This is a genomic window from Micromonospora narathiwatensis (genome assembly GCF_900089605.1).
GTDB classification, from domain to species: domain Bacteria; phylum Actinomycetota; class Actinomycetes; order Mycobacteriales; family Micromonosporaceae; genus Micromonospora; species Micromonospora narathiwatensis.
This window is the reverse complement of record NZ_LT594324.1, coordinates 3356836-3383222: the sequence shown is the minus strand read 5'-3', so window position 1 is coordinate 3383222 and position 26387 is coordinate 3356836. Positions and strand designations below refer to the sequence as shown.

General features: G+C 72.9%; 20 protein-coding genes. 15 read left to right on the top strand and 5 right to left on the bottom strand.

Translation table 11 applies throughout. The features are described from left to right. Positions 1-36 precede the first annotated feature (36 nt). Positions 37-1350 carry a serine hydrolase domain-containing protein gene (locus GA0070621_RS14290; RefSeq protein WP_091195634.1) on the bottom strand — a complete coding sequence of 438 codons (1314 nt, stop codon included), beginning with the start codon at positions 1348-1350 and terminating at the stop codon, positions 37-39. A 119-nt stretch (positions 1351-1469) separates the two neighbouring features. Between GA0070621_RS14290 and GA0070621_RS14285 the strand changes: the two genes are divergently transcribed. The 8 genes from GA0070621_RS14285 (at position 1470) to GA0070621_RS14250 (ending at position 11327) form a co-directional block, all read left to right on the top strand. Continuing rightward, positions 1470-1943: an NfeD family protein gene (locus tag GA0070621_RS14285; RefSeq protein ID WP_091195631.1), complete on the top strand. Its 474-nt coding sequence runs from the start codon at positions 1470-1472 to the stop codon at positions 1941-1943. A 5-nt stretch (positions 1944-1948) separates the two neighbouring features. Next, positions 1949-3058, top strand: coding sequence for an SPFH domain-containing protein (locus GA0070621_RS14280; protein WP_091195629.1), 1110 nt, complete (start codon positions 1949-1951; stop codon positions 3056-3058). A gap of 146 nt (positions 3059-3204) precedes the next feature. Further along, positions 3205-4053 (top strand): hypothetical protein, encoded by an 849-nt coding sequence (locus tag GA0070621_RS14275; RefSeq protein ID WP_167666904.1) that lies wholly within the window; start codon positions 3205-3207, stop codon positions 4051-4053. 109 nt (positions 4054-4162) lie between these two features. Next, positions 4163-6361: a transglycosylase domain-containing protein gene (locus GA0070621_RS14270; protein WP_091195627.1), complete on the top strand. Its 2199-nt coding sequence runs from the start codon at positions 4163-4165 to the stop codon at positions 6359-6361. A 113-nt stretch (positions 6362-6474) separates the two neighbouring features. Then, positions 6475-7032, top strand: a complete 558-nt coding sequence (locus GA0070621_RS14265) for a dihydrofolate reductase family protein (RefSeq protein WP_091195624.1) — start codon at positions 6475-6477, stop codon at positions 7030-7032. A gap of 71 nt (positions 7033-7103) precedes the next feature. Further along, positions 7104-8000: a TrmH family RNA methyltransferase gene (locus GA0070621_RS14260; protein ID WP_091202408.1), complete on the top strand. Its 897-nt coding sequence runs from the start codon at positions 7104-7106 to the stop codon at positions 7998-8000. A 252-nt stretch (positions 8001-8252) separates the two neighbouring features. After that, positions 8253-9176 carry a hypothetical protein gene (locus GA0070621_RS14255; RefSeq protein ID WP_157739993.1) on the top strand — a complete coding sequence of 308 codons (924 nt, stop codon included), beginning with the start codon at positions 8253-8255 and terminating at the stop codon, positions 9174-9176. A 258-nt stretch (positions 9177-9434) separates the two neighbouring features. Then, the gene (locus GA0070621_RS14250; protein WP_091195619.1) at positions 9435-11327 is read left to right on the top strand and encodes a PucR family transcriptional regulator; all 1893 of its coding nucleotides are present in this window, start codon (positions 9435-9437) and stop codon (positions 11325-11327) included. A gap of 82 nt (positions 11328-11409) precedes the next feature. On the opposite strand, the gene GA0070621_RS14245 is transcribed toward GA0070621_RS14250, so the two are convergent. Then, complete coding sequence (locus tag GA0070621_RS14245) at positions 11410-12777, bottom strand: hypothetical protein (protein ID WP_091195618.1); 1368 nt, start codon at positions 12775-12777, stop codon at positions 11410-11412. Positions 12778-12866: 89 nt separating this feature from the next. On the opposite strand from GA0070621_RS14245, the gene murD reads away from it, so the two are divergent. Continuing rightward, complete coding sequence (gene murD / locus GA0070621_RS14240; protein WP_091195616.1) at positions 12867-14213, top strand: UDP-N-acetylmuramoyl-L-alanine--D-glutamate ligase; 1347 nt, start codon at positions 12867-12869, stop codon at positions 14211-14213. A 61-nt stretch (positions 14214-14274) separates the two neighbouring features. Here murD and GA0070621_RS14235 read toward each other — a convergent pair whose 3' ends face one another. Then, complete coding sequence (locus tag GA0070621_RS14235; protein ID WP_091195614.1) at positions 14275-16881, bottom strand: MXAN_6230/SCO0854 family RING domain-containing protein; 2607 nt, start codon at positions 16879-16881, stop codon at positions 14275-14277. Between the two features lie 162 nt (positions 16882-17043). Beyond that, positions 17044-18021 carry a hypothetical protein gene (locus GA0070621_RS14230; protein WP_167666902.1) on the bottom strand — a complete coding sequence of 326 codons (978 nt, stop codon included), beginning with the start codon at positions 18019-18021 and terminating at the stop codon, positions 17044-17046. Between the two features lie 205 nt (positions 18022-18226). Between GA0070621_RS14230 and GA0070621_RS14225 the strand changes: the two genes are divergently transcribed. Beyond that, entirely contained in the window at positions 18227-19534 is a 1308-nt protein-coding gene (locus tag GA0070621_RS14225) for an aspartate aminotransferase family protein (RefSeq protein WP_091195613.1), read from the top strand. 14 nt (positions 19535-19548) lie between these two features. Further along, complete coding sequence (locus tag GA0070621_RS14220) at positions 19549-21039, top strand: CoA-acylating methylmalonate-semialdehyde dehydrogenase (RefSeq protein WP_091202405.1); 1491 nt, start codon at positions 19549-19551, stop codon at positions 21037-21039. On the opposite strand, the gene GA0070621_RS14215 is transcribed toward GA0070621_RS14220, so the two are convergent. Beyond that, the gene (locus GA0070621_RS14215; protein WP_091195611.1) at positions 21011-22435 is read right to left on the bottom strand and encodes an acyltransferase family protein; all 1425 of its coding nucleotides are present in this window, start codon (positions 22433-22435) and stop codon (positions 21011-21013) included. The two genes, GA0070621_RS14220 and GA0070621_RS14215, sit on opposite strands and share 29 nt — an antisense overlap. A 213-nt stretch (positions 22436-22648) precedes the next feature. Here GA0070621_RS14215 and ngcE point away from each other — a divergent pair, with 213 nt between their 5' ends. The 4 genes from ngcE (at position 22649) to GA0070621_RS14195 (ending at position 26386) form a co-directional block, all read left to right on the top strand. Continuing rightward, the gene (ngcE, locus tag GA0070621_RS14210) at positions 22649-24061 is read left to right on the top strand and encodes an N-acetylglucosamine/diacetylchitobiose ABC transporter substrate-binding protein (protein ID WP_091195609.1); all 1413 of its coding nucleotides are present in this window, start codon (positions 22649-22651) and stop codon (positions 24059-24061) included. 64 nt (positions 24062-24125) lie between these two features. Next, positions 24126-25034 carry a carbohydrate ABC transporter permease gene (locus GA0070621_RS14205; RefSeq protein WP_091195607.1) on the top strand — a complete coding sequence of 303 codons (909 nt, stop codon included), beginning with the start codon at positions 24126-24128 and terminating at the stop codon, positions 25032-25034. Next, entirely contained in the window at positions 25031-25936 is a 906-nt protein-coding gene (locus tag GA0070621_RS14200; RefSeq protein ID WP_091195605.1) for a carbohydrate ABC transporter permease, read from the top strand. The genes GA0070621_RS14205 and GA0070621_RS14200 overlap by 4 nt, the downstream gene beginning before the upstream one ends. Positions 25937-26026: 90 nt before the next feature. Further along, positions 26027-26386 (top strand): hypothetical protein, encoded by a 360-nt coding sequence (locus GA0070621_RS14195; protein ID WP_167666901.1) that lies wholly within the window; start codon positions 26027-26029, stop codon positions 26384-26386. Position 26387 lies beyond the last annotated feature (1 nt).

The window sequence follows — 26387 nt, the reverse complement described above, 5'->3', positions numbered from 1 at the left end:
AGGGGCCCGGGGCACACGCCCGTCAGCCCCGACGCGTCACGGGACCTCGTCGGGATCGCGGGTGAAGACGAAGGTGGCGATGTCCAGTGCCACCGGGCGACCGGCCCCGTCCCGGAGCACGGTGAGGATCTCGCCGTCCTGAGAGCCGGAGCGGCCCCGCCAACGGTCCGGGCCCTCGGGGCTGAAGCGGAGCAGCGGTCGACCGACCGGGCCGCCCACCAGGTCACCGGCCGGGTCCGGGCGGAACTCGTACTCCATGCCCATCCACCACCAGCGGCCGGTCAGCTCGGCCAACTCCGGGGCCGGCGGGCCGGCCGGACGCCACGGGGCGGGCGGGGCCGGCTCGGCGTCCAGCACCAGGGTGAGCACCTGCCGGGCCAGCTCGACGACGTGGTGGCCGGCGCGTAGCCCGTAGGAGTTGGCGAAGTCGACCACGGCGGTCCGGCTTGGCCGGTGCACCGCCAGGCCGGCCACGTACCCGGGCATCGAGCCGCCGTGGCCCACGTACACCCGGTCGCCGACCCGGTAGAGCTCCACGCCGAGGCCGTGCCCGCCGGTCCACGAGTCCAGGTCGCTGATCACCACCGGCGCGCACATCTCGGTGAGCGTGGCCGGGGCGAGCACGTCCGGGGCCGGGTCGGCCAGGAACGCCGCCCAGCGGGCCAGGTCCGCGACGGTCGACCAGAGCTGACCGGCGGGCGCCATCGCCCCGGTGTCGGTACGGGGCTCCTCGCGCAGCGTGTCGTGCCAGGGGTGCACCACGTACCCCCGGGCGTAGGGCTCGGTCGGGTGGTAGGTGGTGCGCCGCATGCCCAGGGGTTCGAGGAGCCGTTCCCGGAGCAGGTCGGCCCAGGGCGTCCCGGTGACCCGCTCCAGCACCCCGCCGAGCAGCCCGTACGCCAGGTTTGAGTAGTGGTACGCGCGGTGCGGCGGGTGGGCGATCTTCTCCGGTGTCAGCCCGGCGACGAGGGTGCCCAGGTCGACGCCCTCGGTCCGCTCCCACCACCGGCCGTCCGGCTCGCGTTGCAGGCCGCTGGCGTGCCCGAGCAGCTGGCGCAGGGTGAGCGCGCCGGCCGGGGTGCCGGGCAGGTGCTTGTCCAGCGGGTCGTCCAGGGCCAGCCGGCCGGCGTCCCGCTGCTGCATCACCAGCACGGCGGTCATGGTCTTGCTGATCGAGCCGATCCGGTACTGCAGGTCCGCGTCGGAGACGGGGTGGTCGCCGGCGAGCGCGAGGTGGGCGAGGCTGCCGGCGCGGACCACGCCGAGGGCGACCGAGGGGCCGCGTCCCTCGGCCTGGGCCCGGGTGACCAGCGCGTCGACCCGTCGGGCCGTTTCGGGCAGCAGGGCCATGGTCGTCCTCCTCGTCGACGTCGACCTCGGCACCGCCGAGGAGCACGACGGCGGGTGCCGCCGAGCTTACTGATCATGACGGGTTCGTGGGATGTGCGTCGGCGTGTCACGATCGTGGGGTGAACGCAGTGCTGTGGATCGTGCTTGGTGTGGTGTTGGCGGTCGCCGAGATCTTTACGACGACGCTGTTCCTGATCATGTTCGCGGCCGGGGCGTTCGCCGCCGCGGCCGCCGCCGCGCTCGGCGCTCCGGTCGCGATCCAGGCGCTGGTCTTCGCCGTGGTCTCCACGCTCTGCGTGGCGCTGCTCCGGCCGGTCATCCGGCGGCACGCCAATGCGGCGCTGGAAGGTGGCGAACGGTCGTTCGGCGTCGAGGCGCTGGAGGGGACGGCGGCGCTGGTGGTGGAGCCGGTGGACGTCGAGCACGGCCTGATCAAGATCGACGGAGAGTTGTGGACCGCTCGGGCGTACGACGCGACGCGGAGCTACGCCGTGGGTGAGCGGGTGCAGGTGATAAAGGTCCGGGGCGCCACCGCCCTGGTCTGGCAGGACGAGATTTCCACCCCGGGCGCACTGCCCGAGACGAAAAGGTGAACGGTATGGAGTTTGCAGCGGTCGTCTTGATCGCGATTGCGGTGATCGTCGTGGTGACGCTGGCCAAGGCGGTGCGGATCGTGCCGCAGCAGCGGCAGGACGTGGTGGAGCGGCTGGGGCGGTACAAGCGGACCCTGAACCCTGGGCTGAACCTGCTCGTGCCGTACATCGACGCGGTGCGTACCAAGGTCGACATGCGGGAGCAGGTGGTCAGCTTCCCGCCGCAGCCGGTGATCACCTCGGACAACCTGGTCGTCTCGATCGACACGGTGCTCTATTTCAAGGTGGTCGACTCGGTGCGGGCCACCTACGAGATCTCCAACTTCCTTCAGGCCATCGAGCAGCTCACCGTGACCACGCTGCGTAACGTGATCGGCTCGCTGGACCTGGAGCGGGCGCTGACCAGCCGTGAGGAGATCAACCGGCACCTGTCCGGCGTGCTGGACGAGACCACGGGCCGGTGGGGCATCAAGGTCACCCGGGTCGAGATCAAGGCGATCGAGCCGCCGCCGAGCATCCGCGACTCGATGGAGAAGCAGATGCGCGCCGAGCGGGACCGCCGTGCCGCGATCCTGAACGCCGAGGGTCTCAAGCAGTCGCAGATCCTCACCGCCGAGGGCGAGAAGCAGGCCGCCGTGCTGCGGGCCGACGGTGACCGGCAGGCCCGGATCCTCCAGGCGGAGGGCCAGGCCAAGGCGATCCGGACGGTCTTCGACGCGATCCACCAGGCCAACCCGAGCCAGAAGGTGCTCGCCTACCAGTACCTCCAGGCGCTGCCGCAGATCGCCAACGGTTCCGCGAACAAGGTCTGGATCGTCCCGGCCGAGCTGACCAAGGCCCTGGAGGGGATGGGCGGCGCGCTGGGCGGGCTGGCCAACATGGTCGGCGACGTGCCGTCGCCGGAGGCCAGCAAGGGCGCCGGCGAGGTGGAGCGGGAGGCCGCCGAGGCGGCGCAGGCCGCCGCCAGCGCCGCCCAGGAGATCCACGCCGAGGTACGCCACGCCGAGGCGCAGGCCAGCGGCGGCAACGTCCCGCAGCAGGGTCTGCCGGCTCCCGAGCCGGTCTCCCCGGAGAGCCTGCTCAACGACCCCTCGGACCAGCGCGAGCGGGGCTGAGCGGGGCCGTCCGATCTCGGACGGCAAATACGAAAAACTCTCATGCGGCGCCCCGGTGCCTGCCACCATCGGTCTGAGGACGGGTGGTGACCAGGCCCGGGGCGCCGGCGCGTCCCGCGCCGCCCGCAGGCGGAGCGAGGTGAGCCATGAAGGACCCGGCGAACAAACTGTCTCCCAAGGATCTGTTCTCCAAGGAACTCTTCTCCCGGGAACCGGTCCCCGGCGCGCACGATCCCGCCGGACCGCTCGGCACCCGGCGTACCGGGGGTGGCTTCGGGGTGCTGCCGTTCGTCTCCGAGCCGGGACCGGCCGCCCCCGCCACCAACGCGAGCTGGGCCTGGTCGGTACGCCGGTTCGCCCGCGCCGCGGTCTGGCTGCTGCCCGCGTACGCGGTCCTCTACGGCCTGGTCGCGATGGCCAGCGACGGCGGGGTGGGCAACGCCCCGTACCCGGCCGACGGCAACCCGCTCTACCTGGTGGGCTGGGTGGCCGCGGTCTGGCTCGGGCTGCTCGCGCTGCTGGCGCTCACCGGCCTGCTCGCCGCCACCCGGAGCCGGCGGGTCGCCGCGACCGGGCTGCTGGTCAGCATCGCCGGCGTCGTGCTGATGCTGCCCTTCGCCGGGCTGGACGAGCAGGCACCCGTCTTCGGCACCAGCGCGCGCAACCTCGTCCTGGTCGGTGCCACCTGCTACAGCATCGGGTGGTTGTGCACCGGTTGGGCGGTGGCCCGGTCCGGGATGTTCTCCTGGGGCGACGGGATCATGCTGATGATCGCCGCCCCGCTGCTCGGCCTCGGCGGCGCGCTGCTCGGTTCGTTGCAGACCTTCGGCGCGATCTTCGCGCTGGTCTCCGGGCTCGGCATCGGCTACCGCTCCGGGCGCCTGGTGCCCGCCGCCATCGCCCGCGACGTGATCGCCGCCAGCGTCGTGGGCGCCCCCGCCCCACCCGCCGGTCCCGCCAAGCCCACCACCCCGAACGGCCCCCTCCCCGGCTGACCCGTCTCCCGGCGGGGTCGACCAGGGATGGCTGGGAGATCACCGTGAAGTGGCTGACAGTTGCCTGGCGGGGTGGTCGGTTGGCGGCTTTCGCGGCAATCTGGAGTCCATGCCGTCTCCCCGGTCGCCGCTGTCGCGGCTCTTCACCGTGCTGCTCACCGGCGTCCTCGCCGGGCTCGTCCTCGCGGTCGCCGTGCTGCCCGGCAACCTGCTCGGCGGGTTCGTCGCCAAGGCGGCCCTCGGGGCGTACGCGCAGCTGCCCGACGCGCTGCGCACCCCCGCCCAGCCGCAGCGCTCCTACCTCTACGCCAACGACGGCAAGACCCTCATCACGACGTTCTACGACGTCAACCGCACCGACGTGCCGCTGGCCGAGATCGCCCCCGTGATGCGGCAGGCGATCGTGGCCGCCGAGGACCGCCGCTTCTACTCCCACGGCGGCGCCGACCTGCGCGGCCTCGCCCGCGCCCTGGTCGCCAACGTCACCGGCGGCGGCACCGAGCAGGGCGGCTCCACGCTGACCATGCAGTACGTCCGCAACGTGCTCAAGACCGACCCCACCCGCAGCGCCGAGGAGCGGCAGGCCGCCACCGAGCAGACCATCGGGCGCAAGCTCCAGGAGATCCGGTACGCGAACGCACTGGAGAAGGCGCTCAGCAAGGACGAGATCCTCAACCGCTACCTCAACATCGCGTACTTCGGCTCCGGGGCGTACGGCGTCGCCGCGGCGAGCCAGCGCTACTTCGGCAAGGCGCCGGCCGACCTGACCCTGGCCGAGGCGGCCCTGCTCGCGGGCCTGGTCCAGTCGCCCGACGCGTACAGCCCGATCGACGGGGACCAGGACAAGGCCCTCCAGCGCCGGGCGTACGTGCTCGACGCGATGGCCGAGACCGGCGCGATCACCGCGCAGCAGGCCGCCGCGGCCAAGGCGGAGAAGCTCACCCTGCACCCGACCGCGCAGCCCAACGGCTGCACCGCGGTCGCCCAGGGGCACGACGACTGGGGCTTCTTCTGCGACTACCTCCGCCAGTGGTGGCTGGCCCAGCCGGCCTTCGGCGACACGGTGAAGGAGCGCGAGCAGGCGCTGCGCCGTGGCGGCTACACGGTGGTCACCTCGCTGGACCCGAAGATCCAGCAGACCGCCCAGCAGCAGGCCACCGCCGTCTACGGGTACGACAACAAGCGCGCCCTGCCGATCGCCGCGGTCGAGCCGGGCACCGGCCGGGTGCTCGCCATGGCGGTCAACCGGCACTACAGCCTGGCCGACAACCCGGCCGGGCAGGCCAACCGCCCGAACACCGTCAACCCGCTGATCTCCGGCGGCGCCAGTGTCAACGGCTACCAGGCCGGTTCGACGTTCAAGATGTTCACCATGCTCGCCGCGCTGGAGGCCGGCAAGCCGCTCGCCACCGGCTTCGACGCCCCGGCCAAGCTGCCCACCCGCTACGCCTCCGACGCCGAGGGCAACTGCGGCGGCAAGTGGTGCCCGGCCAACGCCAACCCGCAGTGGATGGACGGCTACCGGATGATGTGGGACGGCTTCGGTCGCTCCGTGAACACGTACTTCGTCTGGCTGGCCGAGCAGATCGGCCCGGCGAAGGCGGTGGAGATGGCGCAGCGGCTCGGCATCACCTTCCGGGCCTCGTCCGACGCCGCCTTCGCCAAGAACAACGCGGACAACTGGGGCGCGTTCACCCTGGGCGTGGCCGCCACCACCCCGCTCGACCTGGCCAACGCGTACGCCACGGTGGCGGCCGAGGGGACGTACTGCACCCCGCTGCCGGTGGTCTCGGTGACCGCCGCCAACGGCGAGAAGGTCGACGTCGGCCAGCCGTCCTGCAAGCAGGTCCTGGACCCGGACGTGGCCCGGGCCGCCACCGACGCGGCCCGCTGCCCGGTCGGCCAGCAGTCGGCGTACGGGCAGTGCAACGGCGGCACCGCCACCTCGGTCGACCGGATCGTCGGCCGGCCGGTCGCCGGCAAGACCGGCAGCTCCGAGCAGAACGCCACCGAGACCTTCGTCGGGTTCACCCCGCAGGTGGCCGTCGCCGGCATCGCGGCCAACCCCGACGACTCGACCGACCTGGTCGGCGCGGCGGTGCAGGCCAAGGTGATCGACGCCGTCGCCCGGGTGATCTCGACGGCGGTGGACGGCAAGCCGGTGAAGGACTTCACCGCGCCGAGCCACGAGCTGGCCGGCGACCCGCAGCGTCCGGACCCGCAGCCGACCCCGCAGTGGCAACAGCAGCAGGACCAGGGCCTGCCCCCCAACCTCCTGCGTTTCTTCCAGAACCGCAACCGCGGCTGACCGGAGGGAAGGCACCCGGCGAAAAAGCCCGTCCGCGGGTGTCGGATCCGACTTGCCGGCTCCGACCCACCGGTGAGCGCGCCCGTCAGGGCGCCACCGAGCAGGAGGACACCATGCGCAAGCTCGTCTACTGGGTGCACCAGTCCGTCGACGGTTTCATCGAGGGGCCCAACGGTGAGTTCGACTGGCCGGCAATGGGGCCGGAGCTGTCCGCGTACTCCTTCGAGCTGTGCGACCGGGCCGACGCCTTCCTCTACGGCGGCAAGGTGTGGGGGCTGATGTCCTACTACTGGCCCCGGGCGGAGGAGCTGTCCCAGGACCCGCACGACCTGCGGTTCGCCCCGGTCTGGCGGCGTACCCCCAAGGTTGTCATCTCGCGCAGCCTGGAGACCGCCGAGTACGGCGCCCGGGTGATCGGCCGTGACCTGGCCGCCGAGGTCGCCGAGCTGAAGGCCCAGCCGGGCCGGGAGCTGCTGCTCACCGGGGGTTCGGGGGCCGCCGCGGCGCTCACCGACCTGGGCCTGGTCGACGAGTACCAGGTGGTCGTGCACCCGGTGGTGCTCGGCGGCGGCACGCCGGTCTTTCCCGGCAAGGACCGCCTCGACCTGCGACTGGAGGAGACCCGAGGTTTCGACGGCCGCTCGGTGCTGCTGCGCTACGTGCGAGCGTGACGCGGTACGGGTCGGCGGCTCCGGCCGAGCGCGCCGGTCCGGCCGTGCCGGCGCCCGGCGTGGGTGCCGCCGTGCCGCCGCACCTCGAAAGCCCGGCGGGGTGCCCGGCGGCCGGAGCCACCGAGCCGGCCAGGCAGAATCGTCCGGTGCCCGTCCACGAGATCACCGACCCCGACGACGACCGGATCGCCGACTACCGCGCGCTGACCGACGTCGAGCTGCGGACCCGCTGGGAGCCGCCGCACGGCCTGTTCATCGCCGAAGGGGAGCTGGTGCTGCGGCGGGCGCTGCGGGCCGGCTACCCGGCCCGGTCGTACCTGGTCGACGCCAAGCGGGTCGACCAGCTCGCCGACCTGGACACCGGGGAGGCCCCGGTCTACGCGGCCACGCCCGGCGTGCTGGAGAAGGCCACCGGCTTCCACGTGCACCGGGGCGTGCTCGCCTCGTTCCACCGCAAGCCGCTGCCCTCGGCCGTCGAGGTGCTGGCCGATGCCCGCCGGGTGGTGATCCTGGAGGACGTCAACAACCACACCAACCTCGGCGCGATCTTCCGGGCCGTGGCCGCGCTCGGGGTGGACGCCGTGCTGCTCTCCCCGACCTGCGCCGATCCGCTCTACCGGCGCAGCGTCCGGGTCAGCATGGGTGAGGTCTTCGCCATCCCGTACGCGAAGCTGGAGCCCTGGCCGGACGCGTTCGCCCAGGTCCGGGCGGCGGGCTTCACGGTGCTGGCGATGACGCCCGCGCCGGACGCGGTGCCGATCCAGCGGCTCGACGCCGGCCAGCGGGCCCGGGCGGCGCTGCTGATGGGCGCCGAGGGGGCCGGACTGACCCGGGCGGCGATGGACGCCAGCGACGTGCGGGTGGTGATCCCGATGCGGCGCGGGGTGGACTCGCTCAACGTCGCCGCCGCCACCGCGGTGGCCTGCTGGGAGCTGGGCCGCGACGACCCACCGTTCGGTGGCGGATAGCACCTCTTCCCGGCGCCGTCCTGGGCCTGGATCGCCTTGCCCCGTAGGCGACTTGTGCCGCGTACCTACGATGATCCTCGCATTGTTGCTTTCCTGCAAGGAGGATTCGTGCGGCGAAGGATTACTTCATACGCGGCGGTACTCACCCTCACTGCGGCACTCGCCTTGGCCGCCACACCAGCGGCGGCGACCATCGCGCGCCCCGATGTCGCCCAGGCTCCGACAGTGGCCGCGGCGGCGGAAGCCGCGCTCATGAGCGAGGCAAGCGCCATCAACAACCCGGGGGAGATCGTGGGCTGGTCGAGCACCAGCGCAGGCACCCGGCACGCGGTCCGGTGGACCCCGCGACCGGGCGGTGGCGGCTACGACCCCGCCCAGGACCTCGGCACCCTCGGCGGGCTCTACAGTTGGGCCACCGCCATCAACGACCTCGGTGAAATTGTCGGCGTCAGCCAGGACGCCGGCGGCGCCCGTCGCGCCTTCCTGTGGACCTCCACCGCCGGCATGACCGCCCTCGGCAGCGTATCCGGCTCCACGTGGTGTGAAGCCAACGACATCAACGACCGCAGCCAGGTCGTCGGCTACTGCACCGTTGGCGTGGGCTCCCTGTCCACCAACCGCCCCGTGCTGTGGTCCAACGGGCAGGTCCGTGACCTCGACGCCAGCCGTGGCGGCTCCGGCATCGCGATGGGCATCAACGACCGCGGCGACGTCTACGGAAGCGTGCGGGAACAGGGTCTCGCTCTCTGGAGCGGCACCACCCGCACCATTCTGGCCGGCACCAACACCACCAGCTACGGCGACGTCAACGACCGTAGGGAGGTGGTCGGCAACTGGTCCAACTTCAGCGACCACGCCCGGCTCTTCACCCCCACGGCCGAGGGTGGTGGCTACGAGGAGACCGACCTCGGCGCGTTCGCCGGCGACGTCAGCGTCGCGTACGACATCAACGAGCGAGGCGACGTCGTCGGCTTCAGCTACACGGCCGACGCCACCCGCGGCTTTCTGTGGGATCGCGGCACCATGACCGAGATCGGCACCCTCGGCGGCCCCAACAGCCCCGCCTACGGCATCAACGACCGCAGCGAGGTCGTCGGGCAGTCCCACCTTGCCACCCTGGAACTACACGCCTACTACTGGGACCGCGGCACCATCACCGACCTCGGCACCCTGTAGCCACCCGACGCGGGGCGCTGGTGGCCTGTCGCGGACCGCTCCGTCACAAGGCACCAGCACCCCCCGCCCAGCCCACGTCGCGCAACTCCGCCGATCACGATTCTCTGGCCGTTACGCCTGGCCAAACCCGAACCAGACCTGTTCACCCTCGCCTCGCCGCTCCACCTGCGCCTGCGGGGAGCTGGGCCGCGACGACCCGGGCTGATCCCCGCCGGCCGGTTCTTCGAGATCACGGTGACGCAGGGTAGCGTGTCGCCCGTGTTCCCTACCGTGCGTGAGGTGCTCGCCCTGGTGCCGGTGCGCCACGGCGCCCCGCGCCTGGTCGCCGGCGACGCGGGCCTGGACCGGCCCGTGCGCTGGGTGCACGCCGCCGAGGTGCCGGACATCGCCACCCTGCTCGGCGGCGGCGAACTGGTGCTCACCACCGGCATCGGGTTGCCGGCCGACGACGCCGGGCTGCGCGCCTTCATCGGCGACCTGGCCGACGTCGGGGTCTCCGGGCTCGTGGTCGAGCTGGGCCGCCGCTACGTCAGCGGGGTGCCGCGGGTGATGGCCGCCGCCGCCGAGCGGCGCGGGCTGCCCCTGGTCGAGCTGCGCCGGGCCATCCCGTTCGTACGGATCACCGAGGCGGTGCACGCGCTGATCGTGGACGCCCAGCTCACCGAGCTGCGAGCGACCGAGGAGATCCACCAGCGGTTCACCGAGCTGTCCGTGGAAGGCGCCGACGCGGCCGAGGTGGTGCGGCAGGCCGCCGACCTGTCCGGCTGCCCCGTGGTGCTGGAGAACCTGTCCCGGCAGGTGCTCGCGTACGACCCGGCGGGGCAGAGCGCCGAGTTGCTGCTGGAGCGCTGGGAGCAGCACTCCCGGCGGATCCGTCCGGGCGGGCGCACCGCGTACGACCCGGACAGCGGGTGGCTGGTGACCACGGTCGGCGCGCGCGGCCAGGACTGGGGGCGGTTGCTGCTGCGCTGGCCGGCCGGCGGGGAACTGACCACCGGCCGGGCGCTGCCGGCCGACGACGGCTTCGAGTCACGGGCCGCCCCGACCGGTGCCGTCCGCACCGATGCCGCCCCGGCCGGGCGGACCGACGGCGACCGGGGCGGCGACGTGGCGCTCGCCGGCCGGATCGCCGGCCCGTACGCCGTCGGGTCGGGTGCCCCGCCCACCCGGCTCACCATCCTGGTCGAGCGGGCCGCCTCCACCCTCGCCCTGGGCCGGCTGATCCGCCGTGACGCCGAGGGGTTGGAACGTCAGATCCACCGCACCCTGCTCACCGCCCTGATCGATCACTCCCGCCCGGTGGACGAGGTGGCGCTGCGGGCCAAGGCGCTCGGCGTGCCGCTGGACCGCCGGCATCTGGTCGGCGTGGTGGTCCGTTACCGGGCCGACGAGCCGGTCGGGGAGGGGGCGGCGCCGGGCGTCGACGCCGGGCCGGAGGCCGGTCCCGCCCGGCTGCGCGACCTCGCCGAGGCGGTCGGCCACGCGCTGTTGGAGGCCAAGCTCACCGGCCTGACCAGCGCCGTGGACGACCATGCGGTGGGGGCGTTGCTCGCGCTGCCCGATCCGGCCGCGGAGGAGAAGGCACTCGCCGCGTTCGCGGCGGCGTTGCGGCGGGTACGCCTCGACGCCGCTCCGGCCCGTCCGCCGGCGCCCCGTTCGCCCGTCGGCGGTACGTTCCGCCCGGCCGCCGCGGGTGGTCCGGCCGCCGTGATCGTCGCCGCCGGTTCCAGTGTGAGCAGCCTGCGGGAAGCCGGCCGGTCGCTGGTGGAGGCCAGGCAGATCGCCCAGGCAGCCCGCCGGGACCGGCGCGATCTGCTGATCTTCCGGTTGCCCCATGTCGGCCTCGCCGGTCTGCTGCATCTGCTGCGCGACGAGCCCCGGGTGCAGACCTTCGTCGAGCGGGAACTCGGCGCGCTGTTGGCGTACCACGCCCAGCACCCTCGGGAGCAGTTGCTCGGCACCCTCCGGGCCTACCTGGAGTCGGGCCGGAACAAGTCGGCTGCGGCTGCGGCGGTGCACCTGTCCCGACCGGCGTTCTACGAGCGGCTGGCCCGGATCGGTCGGATCCTCGACGTCGACCTCGACTCGGTCGACGCCTGCCTCTCCCTACACGTCGCCCTGCTCGCCCTGGACGCGGTCCGCCGTAGCTGAGCCGGGCACCGGTGTCGCCGTCGCACACCGGTGGCCCGAGTACGCCCTGAGCCGTCGAGCGGCGGGCCAAATGGCTGGACGATCAGCCGGGGAGAGACGCCCAAGCCAGCGCGGTGAGCGCGGCGGCGTACCGCTGCGGGACGAAGTTCGGACCGCCGGGGGTGAAGACGTCGGAGGTGGCCGCGGCCGACCACGCGGTGTCCGGCAGCGCGTCCACCAGGGCGCGAACCACCGGCGCGTCGCGCCACTGCTCCTGCTGGGCGAGCAGGCTCAGCGCCACCACCGACTCCTCGACCTCGCCGACGCACTCGAACGGCTTGTGCCCGTCCACCCCGAGCAGTTCCCGGTAGCCGGGGATCTGGGTGGGGTCGGCGAGCAGGTCGCCGCCGAAGATGCGGGTGATCCGTTCCCGGGTCATGAACGGCGCCATGGCCAGGAAGACGAACCGGCACTTGGGGCAGTCCCGGCACCAGCGGTCGCTCGCGTCGCGCAGCTTGAACGCGGCGTTGCAGCTGGTCACCACCGCGTCGTACCGGTCGATCTCGGCGAAGAGCCGGGCGATGTGCAGCTCGGACAGCGACCGCAGCAGCGAGAAGTACGGCTCGGTGAGCCCGGCGTGCTCCGCCAGGGCGGACCGCAGCAGCCCCTCCGCCTCGACGCCCTTGGACCACTGGTGGTTGATCTCGTGGCCGTTCCAGACCAGGTTCGGGTCGGACGCCGAGCGCTCGTTGGACATCACCACCGGACCGAGCCCGTGCAGCACGGCGGTGGCGACCGCGATCAGCGAGTTGATCGCGGTGACCGGGATGTGGCCGTTGCGCGCGCCGGCCGCGTTGAGGTCGAACAGCACCGGGTCGATCCGGCGCCGGGCGGCGAGGGGCACCAGGTCGGACGCCTCGTTGACCGAGACGATGACGTGGTTGGGGTTGACCGAGAAGGGCACCGGGTCGAAGCCGGCCCGGCGCAGCGCCTCCAGGGTGACGATGGAGTCCTTGCCCCCGCCGACGGCGGACAGCGGCCGGCGGTCCGAGTCGTCGTACACCCGGGGCGGGGCGACCTCGCCGGCCGGCACCTCCGGGCGCAGCTCCAGTACGTGCGGCAGCTGGTTGCGGTACGCGTACTCGGCGAGGCCCTTGGTGTAGACGGCGGTGACCAGCTCGACGGCGGCGGCGCCCAGCGGCGCCGGCAGCACCAGCCGGCCCGGCGCGGCGGCCTTGTAGTAGCTGACGCCGGCGACGACGTGCAGCAGTTCGAGGACCCGGGTGAGGGTGGCCGCGGTCTCGTCCGACACCGGCTCGGCCGGCAGCGGGAGGGTGATCGCCTCGGTGAACCGCTGCTCGCCGTCCGGGCCGGTCAGGGCGTAGTCGAACAACGCCTCGCCGGTGGCGAGGTCGATCGAGTAGGACGGGAAGGTGAAGGCGTCCATCCGCCGGAGCTGCTCGTTGGGCACGCGCAATACTAAGCCCTGGTTCGTCCGGCCGTGTCCGGCTGTGCCGGACCGTGCCCGCCGACCGCCGTCGCTACCCCTGAGGAGTGCCTGTGCGCCTGTCTGATCTGCGTGGACGTCATGTCGCCGTCTGGGGAGCCGGCCGGGAGGGCCGAGCCGCGGTGACCGCGATCGCCGCGCACGGCCCGGCCGGCCTGGTCGCCGTCGACGACAGCGCGAACTTCCTCAGCCTGCCCTGGGAGGGGCCGGTCGCCGCGGCCGCGCCGCTGGTGACCGGGGAGGAGGGCTTCGCCCGGCTGGCCGCCGCCGACGTGGTGGTCCGGTCGCCGGGGGTGCCGAGCACCCACCCGTGGATGGTCGAGCTGCGCGCCCGCGCCGTACCGGTCACCCAGGGCAGCGCGCTCTGGATGGCCGACCACGGCGACCGGACGGTGGGGGTCACCGGCAGCAAGGGCAAGAGCACCACGTCCAGCCTGATCAGCCACCTGCTCACCGCGATGGACCGGCCGAACGTCTTCGGCGGCAACATCGGGGTGCCGCTGCTCGACCTGCCCGAGGCCGAGCTGTACGTGCTGGAGCTGTCCAGCTACCAGTGCGCCGACCTGACCGACTCGCCCCGGGTGGCGGTGGTCACCGCGCTCTTCCCCGAGCACCTCGACGCGCACGGCGGCGAGCGGGAGTACTACCGGGACAAGCTCAACCTGCTCGGGCACGGCCCGCACACGGTGGTGGTCAACGGCGCCGACCCGCGGCTCGCCCTGGAGCTGGGGGACCGGGCCGCGGTACGGGCCGGCCTGCCGGACACCACCCACGTCGCCTCCGGCCCGGACGGCACCCCCTGGTTCCACCTGCGGGACACGCCGCTGTTCCCGCGCGGGGTGCTGCCCCTGGTGGGCCGACACAACGAGACCAACCTCTGCGTGGCCCTCGCCGTGCTGGACGCGCTCGGCGTGGACGTGGCGGGCCGCAAGGACACCCTCGCCGTGGCGGTCGCCGGGTTCCAGGGGCTGGCCCACCGGCTCACCGAGATCCCCGACCCGTCGGGCGTCACGTTCGTCGACGACACCCTCGCCACCAGCCCGTACGCGGCGATGCACGCGATCGACGCGTACGAGGGACGGCCGCTGACCGTGATCGTCGGCGGCACCGACCGGGGCCTGGACTACACCCCGTTGCGCGACCACCTGGCCGAGCGGGAGATCACCGTGATCGGCATCCCGGACAGCGGCCCGCGGATCGTCGAGGCGCTCGCCGGGCTGGCGGCGGTGCGGACCGAGCTGGCCGAGGACCTGGTCGCCGCGGTGGGGCTGTCCCGCAAGCTGACCCCGGCCGGCGGGGTGGTGCTGCTCTCCCCGGCCGCCCCGAGCTACGGCCGGTTCCGCAACTTCGAGCACCGGTCGGAGGTGTTCGCGCAGGCGGTCGCCGACACCGCCCGCTGAGTGCTGTCGGGCGCACCTCCGGCGGAGCGCCCTGGCGGCGGCCCGGTTCCGTCGAGCCGGGTCAGCGCCGGGGCGCGAGGGCGGCGACCAGGTCGGCCGCGTCGAGCGGGGTGACCCGCCCGGCGTCCAGGTCGGCCCGGTGCAGCGCGTACGCCTGCGCCCCGGCGGGCAGCGGGAGGTCGCCGCGGACCAGCGCGGCGAAACGCGGCTCGGCGTCGGCCGGCACCCCGTCGGTGGGCGCCTGGTCGGCCGGCCCGAGCGCGGTCAGCCGCCCCGCGAAGGCCGCCGCCGACTCGCCGGCCGTGCGGCGGTAGCCGGTGAGCGCGCCGTCGCGGCTCCGGACCAGCACGGTGTCGGCCCGGCCGGCGGCGTGCCAGCAGGCCAGCTCCCACAGGCTCACCCGTCGGCCGGCGGCGAAGTGCTCGTCGGCGGCCACGGTGAGCCGTGCGAGGGTGCGCGAGTAGCGGGCCACCGAATGCTCGTCACCGGTGCCGGTCATGGTGGCGTCGATCCAGCGCATCGTCCGGGAGCGCAGGTCGACCAGGAGCGGGGTGGCGATCTTGACACGGCCGGTGAGGTCGAACCGCTGCTCGACCGCCTTCGGCTCGAACGGCGCCCCGTCGCCCGGGTCGCCCATGAACCCGGCGAAGGCGTCGGTCATCTCCTCGAACGGCACGTCGTTGTAGCTGAACACCACCATCGCCACGTACCGGATCCCGCGCCGGGTCAGGTCGGGGATGTCGAGGTCGACGAACTCGCTCGCGCCGAGCGGGGCCGGCGCCGAGGTCAGGTCTCCGGAGTGGACCGCCGCCGTCCCGAAGAACCGCAGCCGGGTGTAGTCGCACCAGCCGACGAAACCGCCGTCGTCGGCGATCATCGCGACGGAGAGATCCAGGTCGACGCGGGTGCCGGCCGGTTCGGTCCAGTGCAGGAAGAGCCGGACCCGCCGACCGTCCGGCAGGGGTCGGGCGCTGCCGCGTGGCAGGCGGACCAACGCGTCCGAGGCGGTCCGCTCGGCGAACGGCGCCGTCAGGTCGGCCAGCGCCGCGTCCACCAGCGCCACGTCGACCCGGGGCAGCCGGGACGCCCGGTCCCGCAGCTCGGTGACCAGCAGGTCCTCCAGCTCGCCTCCGACGAGGGCGGGCAGCCGGGGGCGGCGGTCCGGCTCGGCCCAGAGCCGGGCACGGCCGCCGCGCGGGAAGAAGAGCCGGGTGCCGGCCGGCCAGGTCGCCGCGCGTACCGCGCCGAGGGCGGCGATCAGCACGCCGGGCGACACGGTACGGGCGGCCTCCGCCACCGCCGCGCGCAGCCGCTCGGGGTCGCCCCCACGGGCCGCCAGCGCGACGGTCCGCCGCAGCAGCTCACCCGGCCGGCGGGCGAGCAGGTCGACGGCCGCGTCGACGTCCCCGTCGGCCAGGGCGGCCTCCACCCGGGCGGCCGGGGACGCGGCGTGCAGCCGACCCGCCGCCGGCCGGACCAGCGGCGCGTACGCGGCCACCACCTCGGCGACGACCCGGCCGAGGCGGCTGTCCGGGGCGACCGTGGTGCGGCGCAGCACGGCGAAGGCGGTGGCCGCCTCCGGGTGCCGGGCCGGCTGCTCGAACGGGTGCAGGTTCTCGGCGGCGGCGAGCCAGCGGTCCCGGTGCCGGGGCAGGTCCGCCAGCAGGGCGGGCAGCCCGAGCGCGTCCAGCCGGGCCAGCAGCGCCCGGCGCAGCGGGCGGGGCGGCGAGCCGCGCCGCTTCGGCGGCTCCACCAGCCCCGGGTCGCCACCGTCGCGGACCGCGAGCAGCCGCAGCACGTCGGTGGCGGTGGTGACGTACCGGTCCAGCAGGGCCGCCGTGCGGGCCGGGTCGACCGGCCCGGTGAGCAGCCGGTCCAGCAACAGCGCCCGGGTCTCCCGGACGGGCACCTCGTCGGGCAGCCAGGCCGGCTCGGCCGGGCCGGCGTGGTCGACCAGGGCCAACAGGTCGCGCTGGTCGGTGGGGGAGAGCGGGGTACGCCGGGCCAGCAGCGCGCCGAGCGCCTGGTGCACCGCGCGGTCGACGTCGTCGGCCAGTTCCAGCACCTCGGCGCGGCGGGGCAGCGGCAGGGTACGACCGCCGCTCGGGGGTGCGACGACCGGCAGGAAGGGCCCGTCGGTGATTCGGCGGTGGCAGATCGGGCAGGCCGTGTAGCCCTCGTCCCAGCAGGCGACGCAGGTCAGGTGGGCGCAGGGCGACACCGGTTGGACGGTGCGGACCCGACCGCAGAGCACACAGGGCTGCTCCGGCTGCTGCAGGAGCAGCGCGAACATGCGCCGGACGTGCAGCTCCCGCGTGTCGGCGGGTACTCGGCGGGGGAAGTCCTTGAACAGCGGGACGTGCGGGGCGTGCGCGCCGACCGCCGTCTCCAGGGTGGCCAGCAGGCCGTGGCCGACCGCGGCGAGCCGCTCGGCGGGCAGCGCGGCCAGCGCGGCGCGCAGCCGGGGGCCGATCAGCCAGCCGAGGGCGAGGACGTCCGCCTCCAGCGCGGTCACGGCCTCGGCGGTGCCGACCGGCCGACGACCGGCGCGGCGGACCTTGCGCCCGCCGTGCAGCAGGCCGGTGGCGACCAGGCCGGCGCGGCGGACCAGGGCCACCGCGACCGGGTGTACGCCGGCGGTCGTGGTCGGAGCCGTCGGTCGCGTCATCGCCGTCACCCTCTGTAGCCGAAGCGGCGAGGACGGAGATCGGGCGCGCTAGGTCTCTGCGAAAGATTCGAGAAGGAAGCGCGCCCGGAGCCGTCCTCGCCGTGCCGGAAGGCTACCGGGGCCGGGTCGGCGGGCGCAGCCGGGTTTCCGGCCATCCGGGTTTCAGGCGGCTGGCAGGGCGGTGTGCAGGGCGCGCATCGACCGGATGGCCGAGCGGATCTCCTGGAGGTAGCGGCCCGGGGTCAGCGTCGGCTCCGGCACGCCCGCCAGCGTGGCCAGCGCCGGGTCGACGCCGACCGTGTCGATCCCGCAGCCGTACGGCACGGCGAGGGTGCGCAACGCGTCGCAGTGCTGGAACGGCACGTAGATCGGCGCGGTCACCATCAGCACCGGGTCGCCGGGGCGCAGCCGGATGTGCTCGGCCCAGAAGCGCTGGGTGTCGGCGGTGTGCGCCCGGCGCCGGTCCGGCTCGCTGGACGGGGCGGCGAGGACGCGGACCGGGGGCAGGCCGGCCGGCCGGTAGGTGCGCGAGGACCAGGCCCGGTGCGGGTGGTCCGCCTCCTCGCCGGTCTCCTCGCTCGGCGCGCTCACCCCGAACGCGGCGCGCACTCCGGCGTCGAGGGCGTCCACCTCGGTCGCGCAGTCGGTTGTCCCGGCGTCGGCGAGCAGCCGCGACTCGGCCGGGGAGAGCGCCCGGCAGCTGCCCAGCGCCGCCACCTCGCCGGAGATCCCGGCGACCGTACGCACCAGGTGTGCGGCGTACGCGGTGCGCCGCAGGCAGGCGTGCGCCAGTCCGCCGAGCACCAGCAGGTGCACGTAGCGGGGCAGGGCCGGTGGGGCGGCCCGGACCATGCCCAGCGTCGCCGCCGCGTCGAGCACCAGCCGGACGGTGGCCGGGTCGAAGGCCGGTTCCCGGGCGTCGGGGCGCTCCCGCCCCTGCCGGAAGTCCCAGTGTCGGGCGGAGAAGTCGTCCAGCGCGGCCAGCACCGCCGACAGGTCGCCGGCCGGCCAGTCGCCGCCGAACCGCCCGACCAGGGCGCGCAGCGGCGGCGACTCCACCCAGGCGCGTACCCCCGCCCCGAGTCGCCCGTCGGTCGTGTCCGCCGCGCCGCCCGGCAGCGCCACCTCCTGCGTCCGCACCCGGCGGATGCTACCGCGCGTCCGTACGCCGACACCGGTCGTCGTGGATCGTGGCCGCCCGGGTCGGGCCCTCGGAGAGGGGGCCGCCGACGGTGGTTGACGTGGTGTCAGGCGGCGGCGGGCGCTGCGCTACACAGTGGCAGTTGTCCCTGTCGTCCGGGCGGTGAGAGCGTGCGAGGACCTGACGCCGCTGAAGGGTGCGACGATGACCTCCGACGACCTGCTGGCCCGGCACCGGGCCGTGCTTCCGTCCTGGATGCCGCTCTACTACGCCGAACCGATCGAGCTGGTCTCCGGCTCCGGCCGTCGGGTGACCGACGCGCAGGGCCGCAGCTACCTGGACTTCTTCGGTGGCGTGCTGACCAACATGATCGGTTACGACATCCCGGAGATCCGGGAGGCGGTCGAGCGGCAGCTGCGGACCGGGATCGTGCACAGCTCCACGCTCTATCTGATCCGGCAGCAGGTGGAGTTGGCCGAGAAGATCGCCCGGGTCTCCGGCATCCCCGACGCGCGGGTCTTCTTCACCAACTCGGGCACCGAGGCGAACGAGGCGGCGCTGCTGGTCGCCACCAACTACCGCCGTTCGCACCAGATCCTCGCGGTGCGCAACAGCTACCACGGCCGGTCGTACGCGGCGATGGGCGTGACCGGCAACCGGAGCTGGTCGGCGAGCGCGCTCAACCCGTTGCAGGTGGCCTGGCTGCACTCCGGTGAGCGGCTGCGCGGCCTGCTGGCCCGGCTCGACTCCGACGACCGGATCGACGCCGCGGTGGAGGACCTGCGCGAGGTGCTCGCCACCCAGACCTCCGGCGACGTGGCCTGCCTGATCGCGGAGCCGATCCAGGGCGTCGGCGGGTTCGTGCACGGCCCGGACGGGCTCTTCGCGGGTTGGAAGAAGGTGCTCGACGAGCACGGCATCCTGCTGATCAGCGACGAGGTGCAGACCGGCTGGGGTCGCACCGGCGAGCACTTCTGGGGCTACCAGGCGCACGGCGTCACCCCGGACCTGCTCACCTTCGCCAAGGGCATCGGCAACGGGTTCGCCCTGGCCGGCGTCGTCGGGCGGGCCGACGTGTTGGAGTCGGTGCCGGCGATCAGCTTCTCCACCTTCGGCGGCAACCCGATCTCCACGGCCGCCGGCAGCGCGGTCCTGGACTACCTGCTCGAACACGACCTGCAGGCCAACGCCGAGCGGGTCGGCGCGATCCTCGGCGACGGCCTGCGCGCCGCGACGGCCGACCTCGCCTGCGTCGCCGAGGTACGCGGCAAGGGCCTCATGCTCGGCGTCGAGTTCGTCCGCCCGGGCACCACCGAACCCGATCCGGCGCTCACCGCCCGGGTCTTCGAGGCGTGCCGGGCCGGTGGCCTGCTGGTCGGCAAGGGCGGCCTGTACGGCAACGTGGTGCGGATGGGCCCGCCGCTGACGCTGACCGAGGACGAGGCCCGGGAGGGGCTGGCCATCCTGGTCGACGCGATCCGCTCCTGCGCACAGTCGGCGGTGCCGGCGTGAGCACGGGGAACGACGTGCCGGTCATCGGGCACTTTGTCGACGGCAAGCGGGTGGGCGGCGACTCGGAGCGGCGCGGGGACGTCTTCGACCCGGCCACCGGTCGGCGTACCGCGCTGGTCGAGCTGGCCTCGGCCGCGGACGTGGCGGGTGCGGTGGAGTCCGCCGAGCGGGCCGTGCGGGCCTGGCGGGACGCCTCCCTGGCCAAGCGGACGGCCGTGCTGTTCGCGTTCCGGGAGCTGGTCAACGCCCGACGGGACCGACTGGCCGAGGTGATCACCGCCGAGCACGGCAAGGTGCTCGCGGACGCCGGCGGCGAGGTGCAGCGCGGCCTGGAGGTGATCGAGTACGCCTGCGGCATCCCGTCGGCGCTGCGTGGCGGCTTCAGCGAGAACGTCTCCACCGAGGTCGACTCGTACAGCCTGCGCCAGCCGCTCGGCGTGGTGGCGGTGATCTCGCCGTTCAACTTCCCGGCGATGGTGCCGCTGTGGTTCGTGCCGGTGGCGGTCGCCTGTGGCAACGCGGTGGTGCTCAAGCCCAGCGAGAAGGACCCGAGCGCGGCGCTGCTGCTGGCCGAGTGGTTCAGCGAGGCGGGCCTGCCGGACGGGGTGCTCAACGTGGTCAACGGCGACAAGGAGGCGGTCGACGCGCTGCTCGACCATCCGGGCGTGAAGGCGGTGTCGTTCGTCGGCTCCACCCCGGTCGCCCGCTACGTGCACCAGCGCGCCTCGCTGGCCGGCAAGCGGGTGCAGGCGCTGGGCGGGGCGAAGAACCACATGGTGGTGCTCCCGGACGCCGACCTGGACCTGGCCGCCGACGCGGCGGTCAACGCCGGCTTCGGTTCGGCGGGGGAGCGGTGCATGGCGATCTCCGCGCTGGTCGCGGTGGAGCCGGTCGCCGACGCGCTGGTCGAGAAGATCGCGCAGCGGTTGGCCGGGCTGCGCACCGGGGACGGCCGGCGGGGCTGCGACATGGGGCCGCTGGTCACCGCCGCGCACGCCGAGCGGGTCCGCGGCTACGTGGAGTCCGGGATCGCGGTCGGCGCGGTGCCGGTGGTGGACGGGCGGGACGTCACCCCGGACGGGGCGGCGGAGGGGTTCTGGCTGGGCCCGACCCTCTTCGACCACGTCACCCCGGCGATGTCGATCTACACCGACGAGATCTTCGGCCCGGTGCTCTGTGTGGTCCGGGTCGGCTCGTACGACGAGGCGGTCGAGCTGGTCAACGCCAACCCGTACGGCAACGGCACGGCGATCTTCACCAACGACGGCGGGGCCGCCCGGCGGTACCAGCACGAGGTGGAGGTCGGCATGGTCGGCGTCAACGTGCCGATCCCGGTGCCGATGGCGTACTACTCGTTCGGGGGCTGGAAGGCGTCGCTCTTCGGTGACCTGCACGCGCACGGCGCCGACGGGGTGGCCTTCTACACCCGGGGCAAGGTGGTCACCAGCCGTTGGCTCGACCCGCGGCACGGCGGGGTCAACCTCGGCTTCCCCACCCAGACCTGAGCAGTCGCAGCAGTCCCGCCCCGACCAGGTACGCCACCAGCGTCGGGGCGGGCAGCCCCAGCGGCTCGGCCGCGCTCTTCGGGGTCAGGCTGTTGATCAGCAGCCCGACGGTCACGCCCGCGTAGCCGATCGCCACCAGCGCGGTCTGGACGGGGCGGCTGGTGCGCACCCTGCCGTGCCGGCGGGTGCGGGCCTCGATCGGGCCGAACACGGCGACCAGCGCGGCCAGCACCACCGCCAGGGCGAGCAGCCAGGGCACCCGCCAGGCCCACCAGGCCGCTGTTCCGACTTGCGGGGTGGGCAGCACGCCCAGGGCGTTCAACAGGCCGACCAGCAGGACGGCGGCGGTCAGGTGCCAGAGGAAGACGGTCAGCACCACGGAGTTCACCGCGATCACCGCCTGCCAGGGGCCGCTGCGGCGTAGCCACCGCCGGGCGTGGTTCTGCAGCAACAGGATCAGGCCGAGCTGCGCGGTGGCCGCCGCGAGTAGCGCCACGCTGGGCGGGGCGGTGTTGTTCAGGCGCTCGCCCGGCACGTTCAGCATCGCCACCGGATACGGTCCGACGTGGGTCAACAACACCAGTGCGACCAGCCCCACGAGCAGCAGCACCGCCCCGGCCCGCCGCGAGGTGGGCAGCCGCCGCCGGTGCAGTCCGGGACGGTCGTGACCCGGTTCGACGGGGCTCCCGCTCCGGGCGTCGTACCAGGCGAAGCCGAGCTGGTGGATGGCCAGCCAGCCGAACAGGTAGTTGGCGGTGGCGAGGTTGGCCGGGCCGAGGATCCGGCCCAGATCGCCGAGCGTGACCAGCCCGACCAGCACCAGCGGTACGACCAGCCCGAAGCGGCGGTGCAGCGCGTACATGGCCGGGGCCAGCGGAACCATCACCAGGTAGGCGACGAGAAACCAGAGCGGGATGGTGGCGAACCAGACCACCGTACGGATCTGGGTGGGGTCGACGCCGTTCAGCCAGGCGATCGCCCCACCGATCGCGAGGATCACCAGCAGCGCGGTGGTCGGGCGGATCAGCCGGCTGCTGCGGTCGATCAGCCAACCGGTGGCGTCCCCGCCGACGGCCCCAGGTCGCGGCGCGGCGGCAGACGCGCCGAGCTGGAGTTGTCGGCCCCGTGACCGCCAGGAGGTCAGCGCGGCGGCGTTGGCGTAGCCACCGACCAGGAAGAAGACCGGCATCACCTGGAGCACCCAGGTCAGCGGCCAGGCCCAGGGGAGGTAGCCCAGGGCGGACTGCCCGGTCGGCCGGCCGGCCTGGTCGCGCCCGATCACGCTGATGATCCAGTGGCCGAGGACGACCAGGATGATGGCGAGCGCCCGGAGCAGGTCGGCGTAGCGCTCCCGTCCGGGCGGTGTGCGCTCGGCGAGCTGCCGCAGGCGGCGCATGTGCTCAGGCTAGGCCAGCCGTTGCCGGCGTGTGGTGATAACGGTTCGGTCGTCGGGTCTTGTGGTCTGCGCCGCACTGCCGTAGAAATTCTTCAGCAAGATCTAGAGAACTGAAGACAAGCAACAGATGACCCCACCACCCGTGCCTCGACGCCGCGGCCGCCGTTCCCCCAGTCCTCGGCGGGCCGCCCGTACCCGAACCGAGGAGATGCGATGAACAGGCGTGAGATCCTCCGGCGCACCGCCGCCGCCGGTCTGCTGGCCACCCCCGCCGCCGGCCTGCTCGCCGGCTGCGCCACCTCCGGCGGCGACGACAAGAAGGACGCCGGCTACAAGGGCGCCAAGAGCGAGCAGAACCCGCTCGGTGTCAAGGAGGACGCCCCGCTCGAGGTGGTGATCTTCAACGGCGGCTTCGGCGAGGAGTACGCCAAGGCCCACGAGGCCATGTACAAGGAGAAGTACCCCAAGGCCGAGATCAAGCACGCCGCGACGCAGGAGATCAACAAGACCCTCCAGCCGCGCTTCGTCGACGGCAACCCGCCGGACGTGGTGAACAACTCCGGCGCCGGCCAGATCGACTTCAACGGCCTGGTCAGCCAGAACGCCATCGCCGACCTGGGTGAACTGCTCGACGCCCCGAGCCTCGACATCCCCGGCAAGAAGGTGCGCGACACGCTGCTGCCCGGCACCGTCGAGGTCGGCTCGTACGACGGGAAGTTCCTCGTCCTCAACTACACGTACACCGCGTACGGCATCTGGTACTCCACCAAGCTCTTCACGGAGCGGGGTTGGCAGTACGGCAAGACCTGGGACGACCACATCGCGCTCTGCAAGCAGATCAAGGCCGCCGGCATCGCGCCGTGGACGTACGCGGGCAAGCACCCCCGCTACATGAGTTGGCCGCTGATCGCCACCGCGATCAAGTTCGGCGGCCCGTCCGTGGCGATGGCGATCGACAACCTCGAGCCGAACGCGTGGAAGTCCGACGCGATGAAGGCGGCCGCCGACGCGTGGCACCAGATCGTCAAGGACAAGTACATCCTGGACGGCTCGCCGGGCCTGGACCACATCCAGTCGCAGACGGCCTGGTGCCAGGGCAAGGCCGCCTTCATCTCCTGCGGCTCCTGGCTGGAGAACGAGCAGGCGAAGGTCACCCCGGCCGGCTTCAACATGTCCATCGCGCCCACACCCAGCCTGGGCAGCGGCGACAAGCTGCCGTTCGAGGCGATCCGGGGCACCGCGGGCGAGCCGTTCATGGTCCCGGCCAAGGCCAAGAACGTCGCCGGCGGCCTGGAGTACCTGCGGGTGATGCTCTCCAAGAAGGGCTCCCAGGACTTCACCAAGAAGGTCTCCAGCCTGCCCGTGGTCGCCGGCGCCACCGAGGGCGTCGAGCTGCCGTTCGGCCTGGACACCGTGTCGAAGGCGCTGGACGCGTCCGGCTCCAACGGCTTCAACTGGGTCTACAACAACTACTACCGCAAGCTGGAGCGGGAACTCGTCGACGCCGCGTGTGGCGAGTTCTTCAGCGGGCGGATCGGCCCGGACGAGTTCCTCGACCAGTGCCAGAAGGGCGCCGACTCGATCGCCCAGGACAGCTCGATCAAGAAGTACAAGCGGGCCGCCTAGCCCTTCGGCGGGGGCGGGCACCCGCCCGCCCCCACCCCTGGCCGGTTGGAGAAGGATTCCCGTCGTGCGACATGGCAAGTACCCGCTGATCATCGCGTTCCTGGTGCCACCGCTGGCGCTCTACGTCCTGTTCGTGATCTCGCCGTACCTGCAGGCGTTCCAGATCTCGACGACGAACTGGCTGGGCTACTCGGCCCAGGCCGACCCGGTCGGCCTGGCCAACTTCCGCACCATGCTGCACGACGACCGGGTGTGGAACGCGATCGGCAACAACGCCATCCTGCTCGCCGTGGTGCCGGTGCTGACCATCGTTCTCGGCCTGTTCTTCGCCACCATGCTGTCGATGGGCGGCCGTGGCGACCGCGCCGGCGTGACCGGGGTCCGCGGCAGCGCCTTCTACCGGCTGGTGTACTTCTTCCCGCAGGTGCTCTCGGTGGTGATCATCGCGCTGCTCTGGCGGGAGATCTACCACCCGAACAACGGCCTGCTCAACGGCGCGCTACGCGCCGTCGGACTGCCCGCCCCGACCTGGCTCGGCGACCCGCGGACCGCCTTCTGGTGCGTCCTGGCGGTGATGGTGTGGAGCAACGTCGGCTTCTACGTGGTGCTCTTCGGCGCGGCGATGTCCGCCATCCCGCGCGACATCTACGAGGCGGTCCTGCTCGACGGCGCGTCCCGTTGGGTCACGCTGCGCCGGATCACCGTGCCGCTGCTCTGGGACACCGTGCAGGTCGCCTGGATCTACCTGGCCATCGCCGCGCTGGACGGCTTCATCCTCGTCCAGCAGATGACGAACGGTGGACCCAACTTCTCCTCCGACGTCATCGGGCTGCGGATGTACGAGACCGCGTTCGGCAGTGAGAGCAAGTTCGGGTACGCCTCGGCGATCGGCGTGGTGATGTTCTTCCTGACCCTTACGGTGGCGGTGCTGGCGCTGCGGGCCGCCCGGCGCGAGCGGATCGAATACTCATGACCACACTGGACAGGCCCACCACGACGGGCGCGGACCCTGGCCCGAGCCGCCGCGACCCGGGGCCGCCCCGCCGCGAGTTGGGCGTGGTGAAGGTCGCGTCGCACTCCTTCCTGCTGGTCTGGGGCGCGCTGACCGTGCTGCCGCTGTTGTGGATGTTCCTCAGCTCGTTCAAGAGCGACGGCGAGATCCTCTCCGACCCGTGGGGGCTGCCCGGCGCGCTGCGCCTGGAGAACTGGGCCCGGGCCTGGACCGAGGCGCACATCGGCCGGTACTTCCTCAACAGCGCCATCGTGGTGGCCGGTTCGCTCACGCTGACGATGCTGCTCGGCGCGACCGCGGCGTACGTCTTCGCGCGCTACGAGTTCCGCGGCCGTCAGCTGGCCTACTACCTGTTCGTCGGCGGCATGATGTTCCCGGTCTTCCTCGCCCTCGTGCCGCTGTTCTTCGTGGTCCGCAACTCCGGTCTGCTCGGTACCTGGACCGGTCTCATGCTGGTGTACGCGGCGTACTCGCTGCCGTTCACGGTGTTCTTCCTGACCGCGTTCTTCCGTACCCTGCCGACCGCGGTGGCGGAGGCGGCCCTGATCGACGGCTGCGGCCACTTCCGGCTCTTCTTCCGGGTGATGCTTCCGATGGCGCGTCCGGGATTGATCAGTGTGGCGATCTTCAACTTCCTCAGCCACTGGAACCAGTTCATCCTGCCGCAGGTGCTCATGCAGGGCGACGACTCGAAGTACGTGCTGGCCCAGGGCCTCACGGCACTGGCCGTGAGCCAGGGCTATCAGGGTGACTTCAGCGGGCTGTTCGCCGGCCTGACCATCGCCACGCTGCCGGTGCTGGTGGTCTACGTGGCGTTCCAGCGGCAGATCCAGACCGGCCTCACCGCCGGCCAGCTCAAGTGAGGTGGCGGTTGCCACAGGCAACGGGGCAGCGCGACGGTGACGGCTCCTCTATCGTGTGCCGGCACCTTTCAGCTGATTGACAGGAATCACATGTTCTTTCTCATCTACACCCTCCTGCTGATGCTCAGCGGCATCGCGATGGTCGTCGTCGGCCTGGCGATCAAGCAGCAGTCCACCCTCGCCAGGATCGCCAGCGTCGTCGCCGGTATCGCCTTCTTCTGCTACGGCTTCTACCTGTTCTTTCTCTTCGACGGCGGCGAGTACCGGATCTTCTTCTACGCGTTCGTCCTGCCGATCCTGCTGATCGTGCAGGCGGTCAAGGCGCGCAAGCAGGCCCAGGAGGAGGCCGCGGCGCAGCAGGTCGCCGGGCCGCCCCCGGGCCAGTTCGGCTATGGCCAGCCGGCGCCGCAGGGCCAGCCGCAGGGGCAGCCGGGTCAGCCGACCGTCTGAG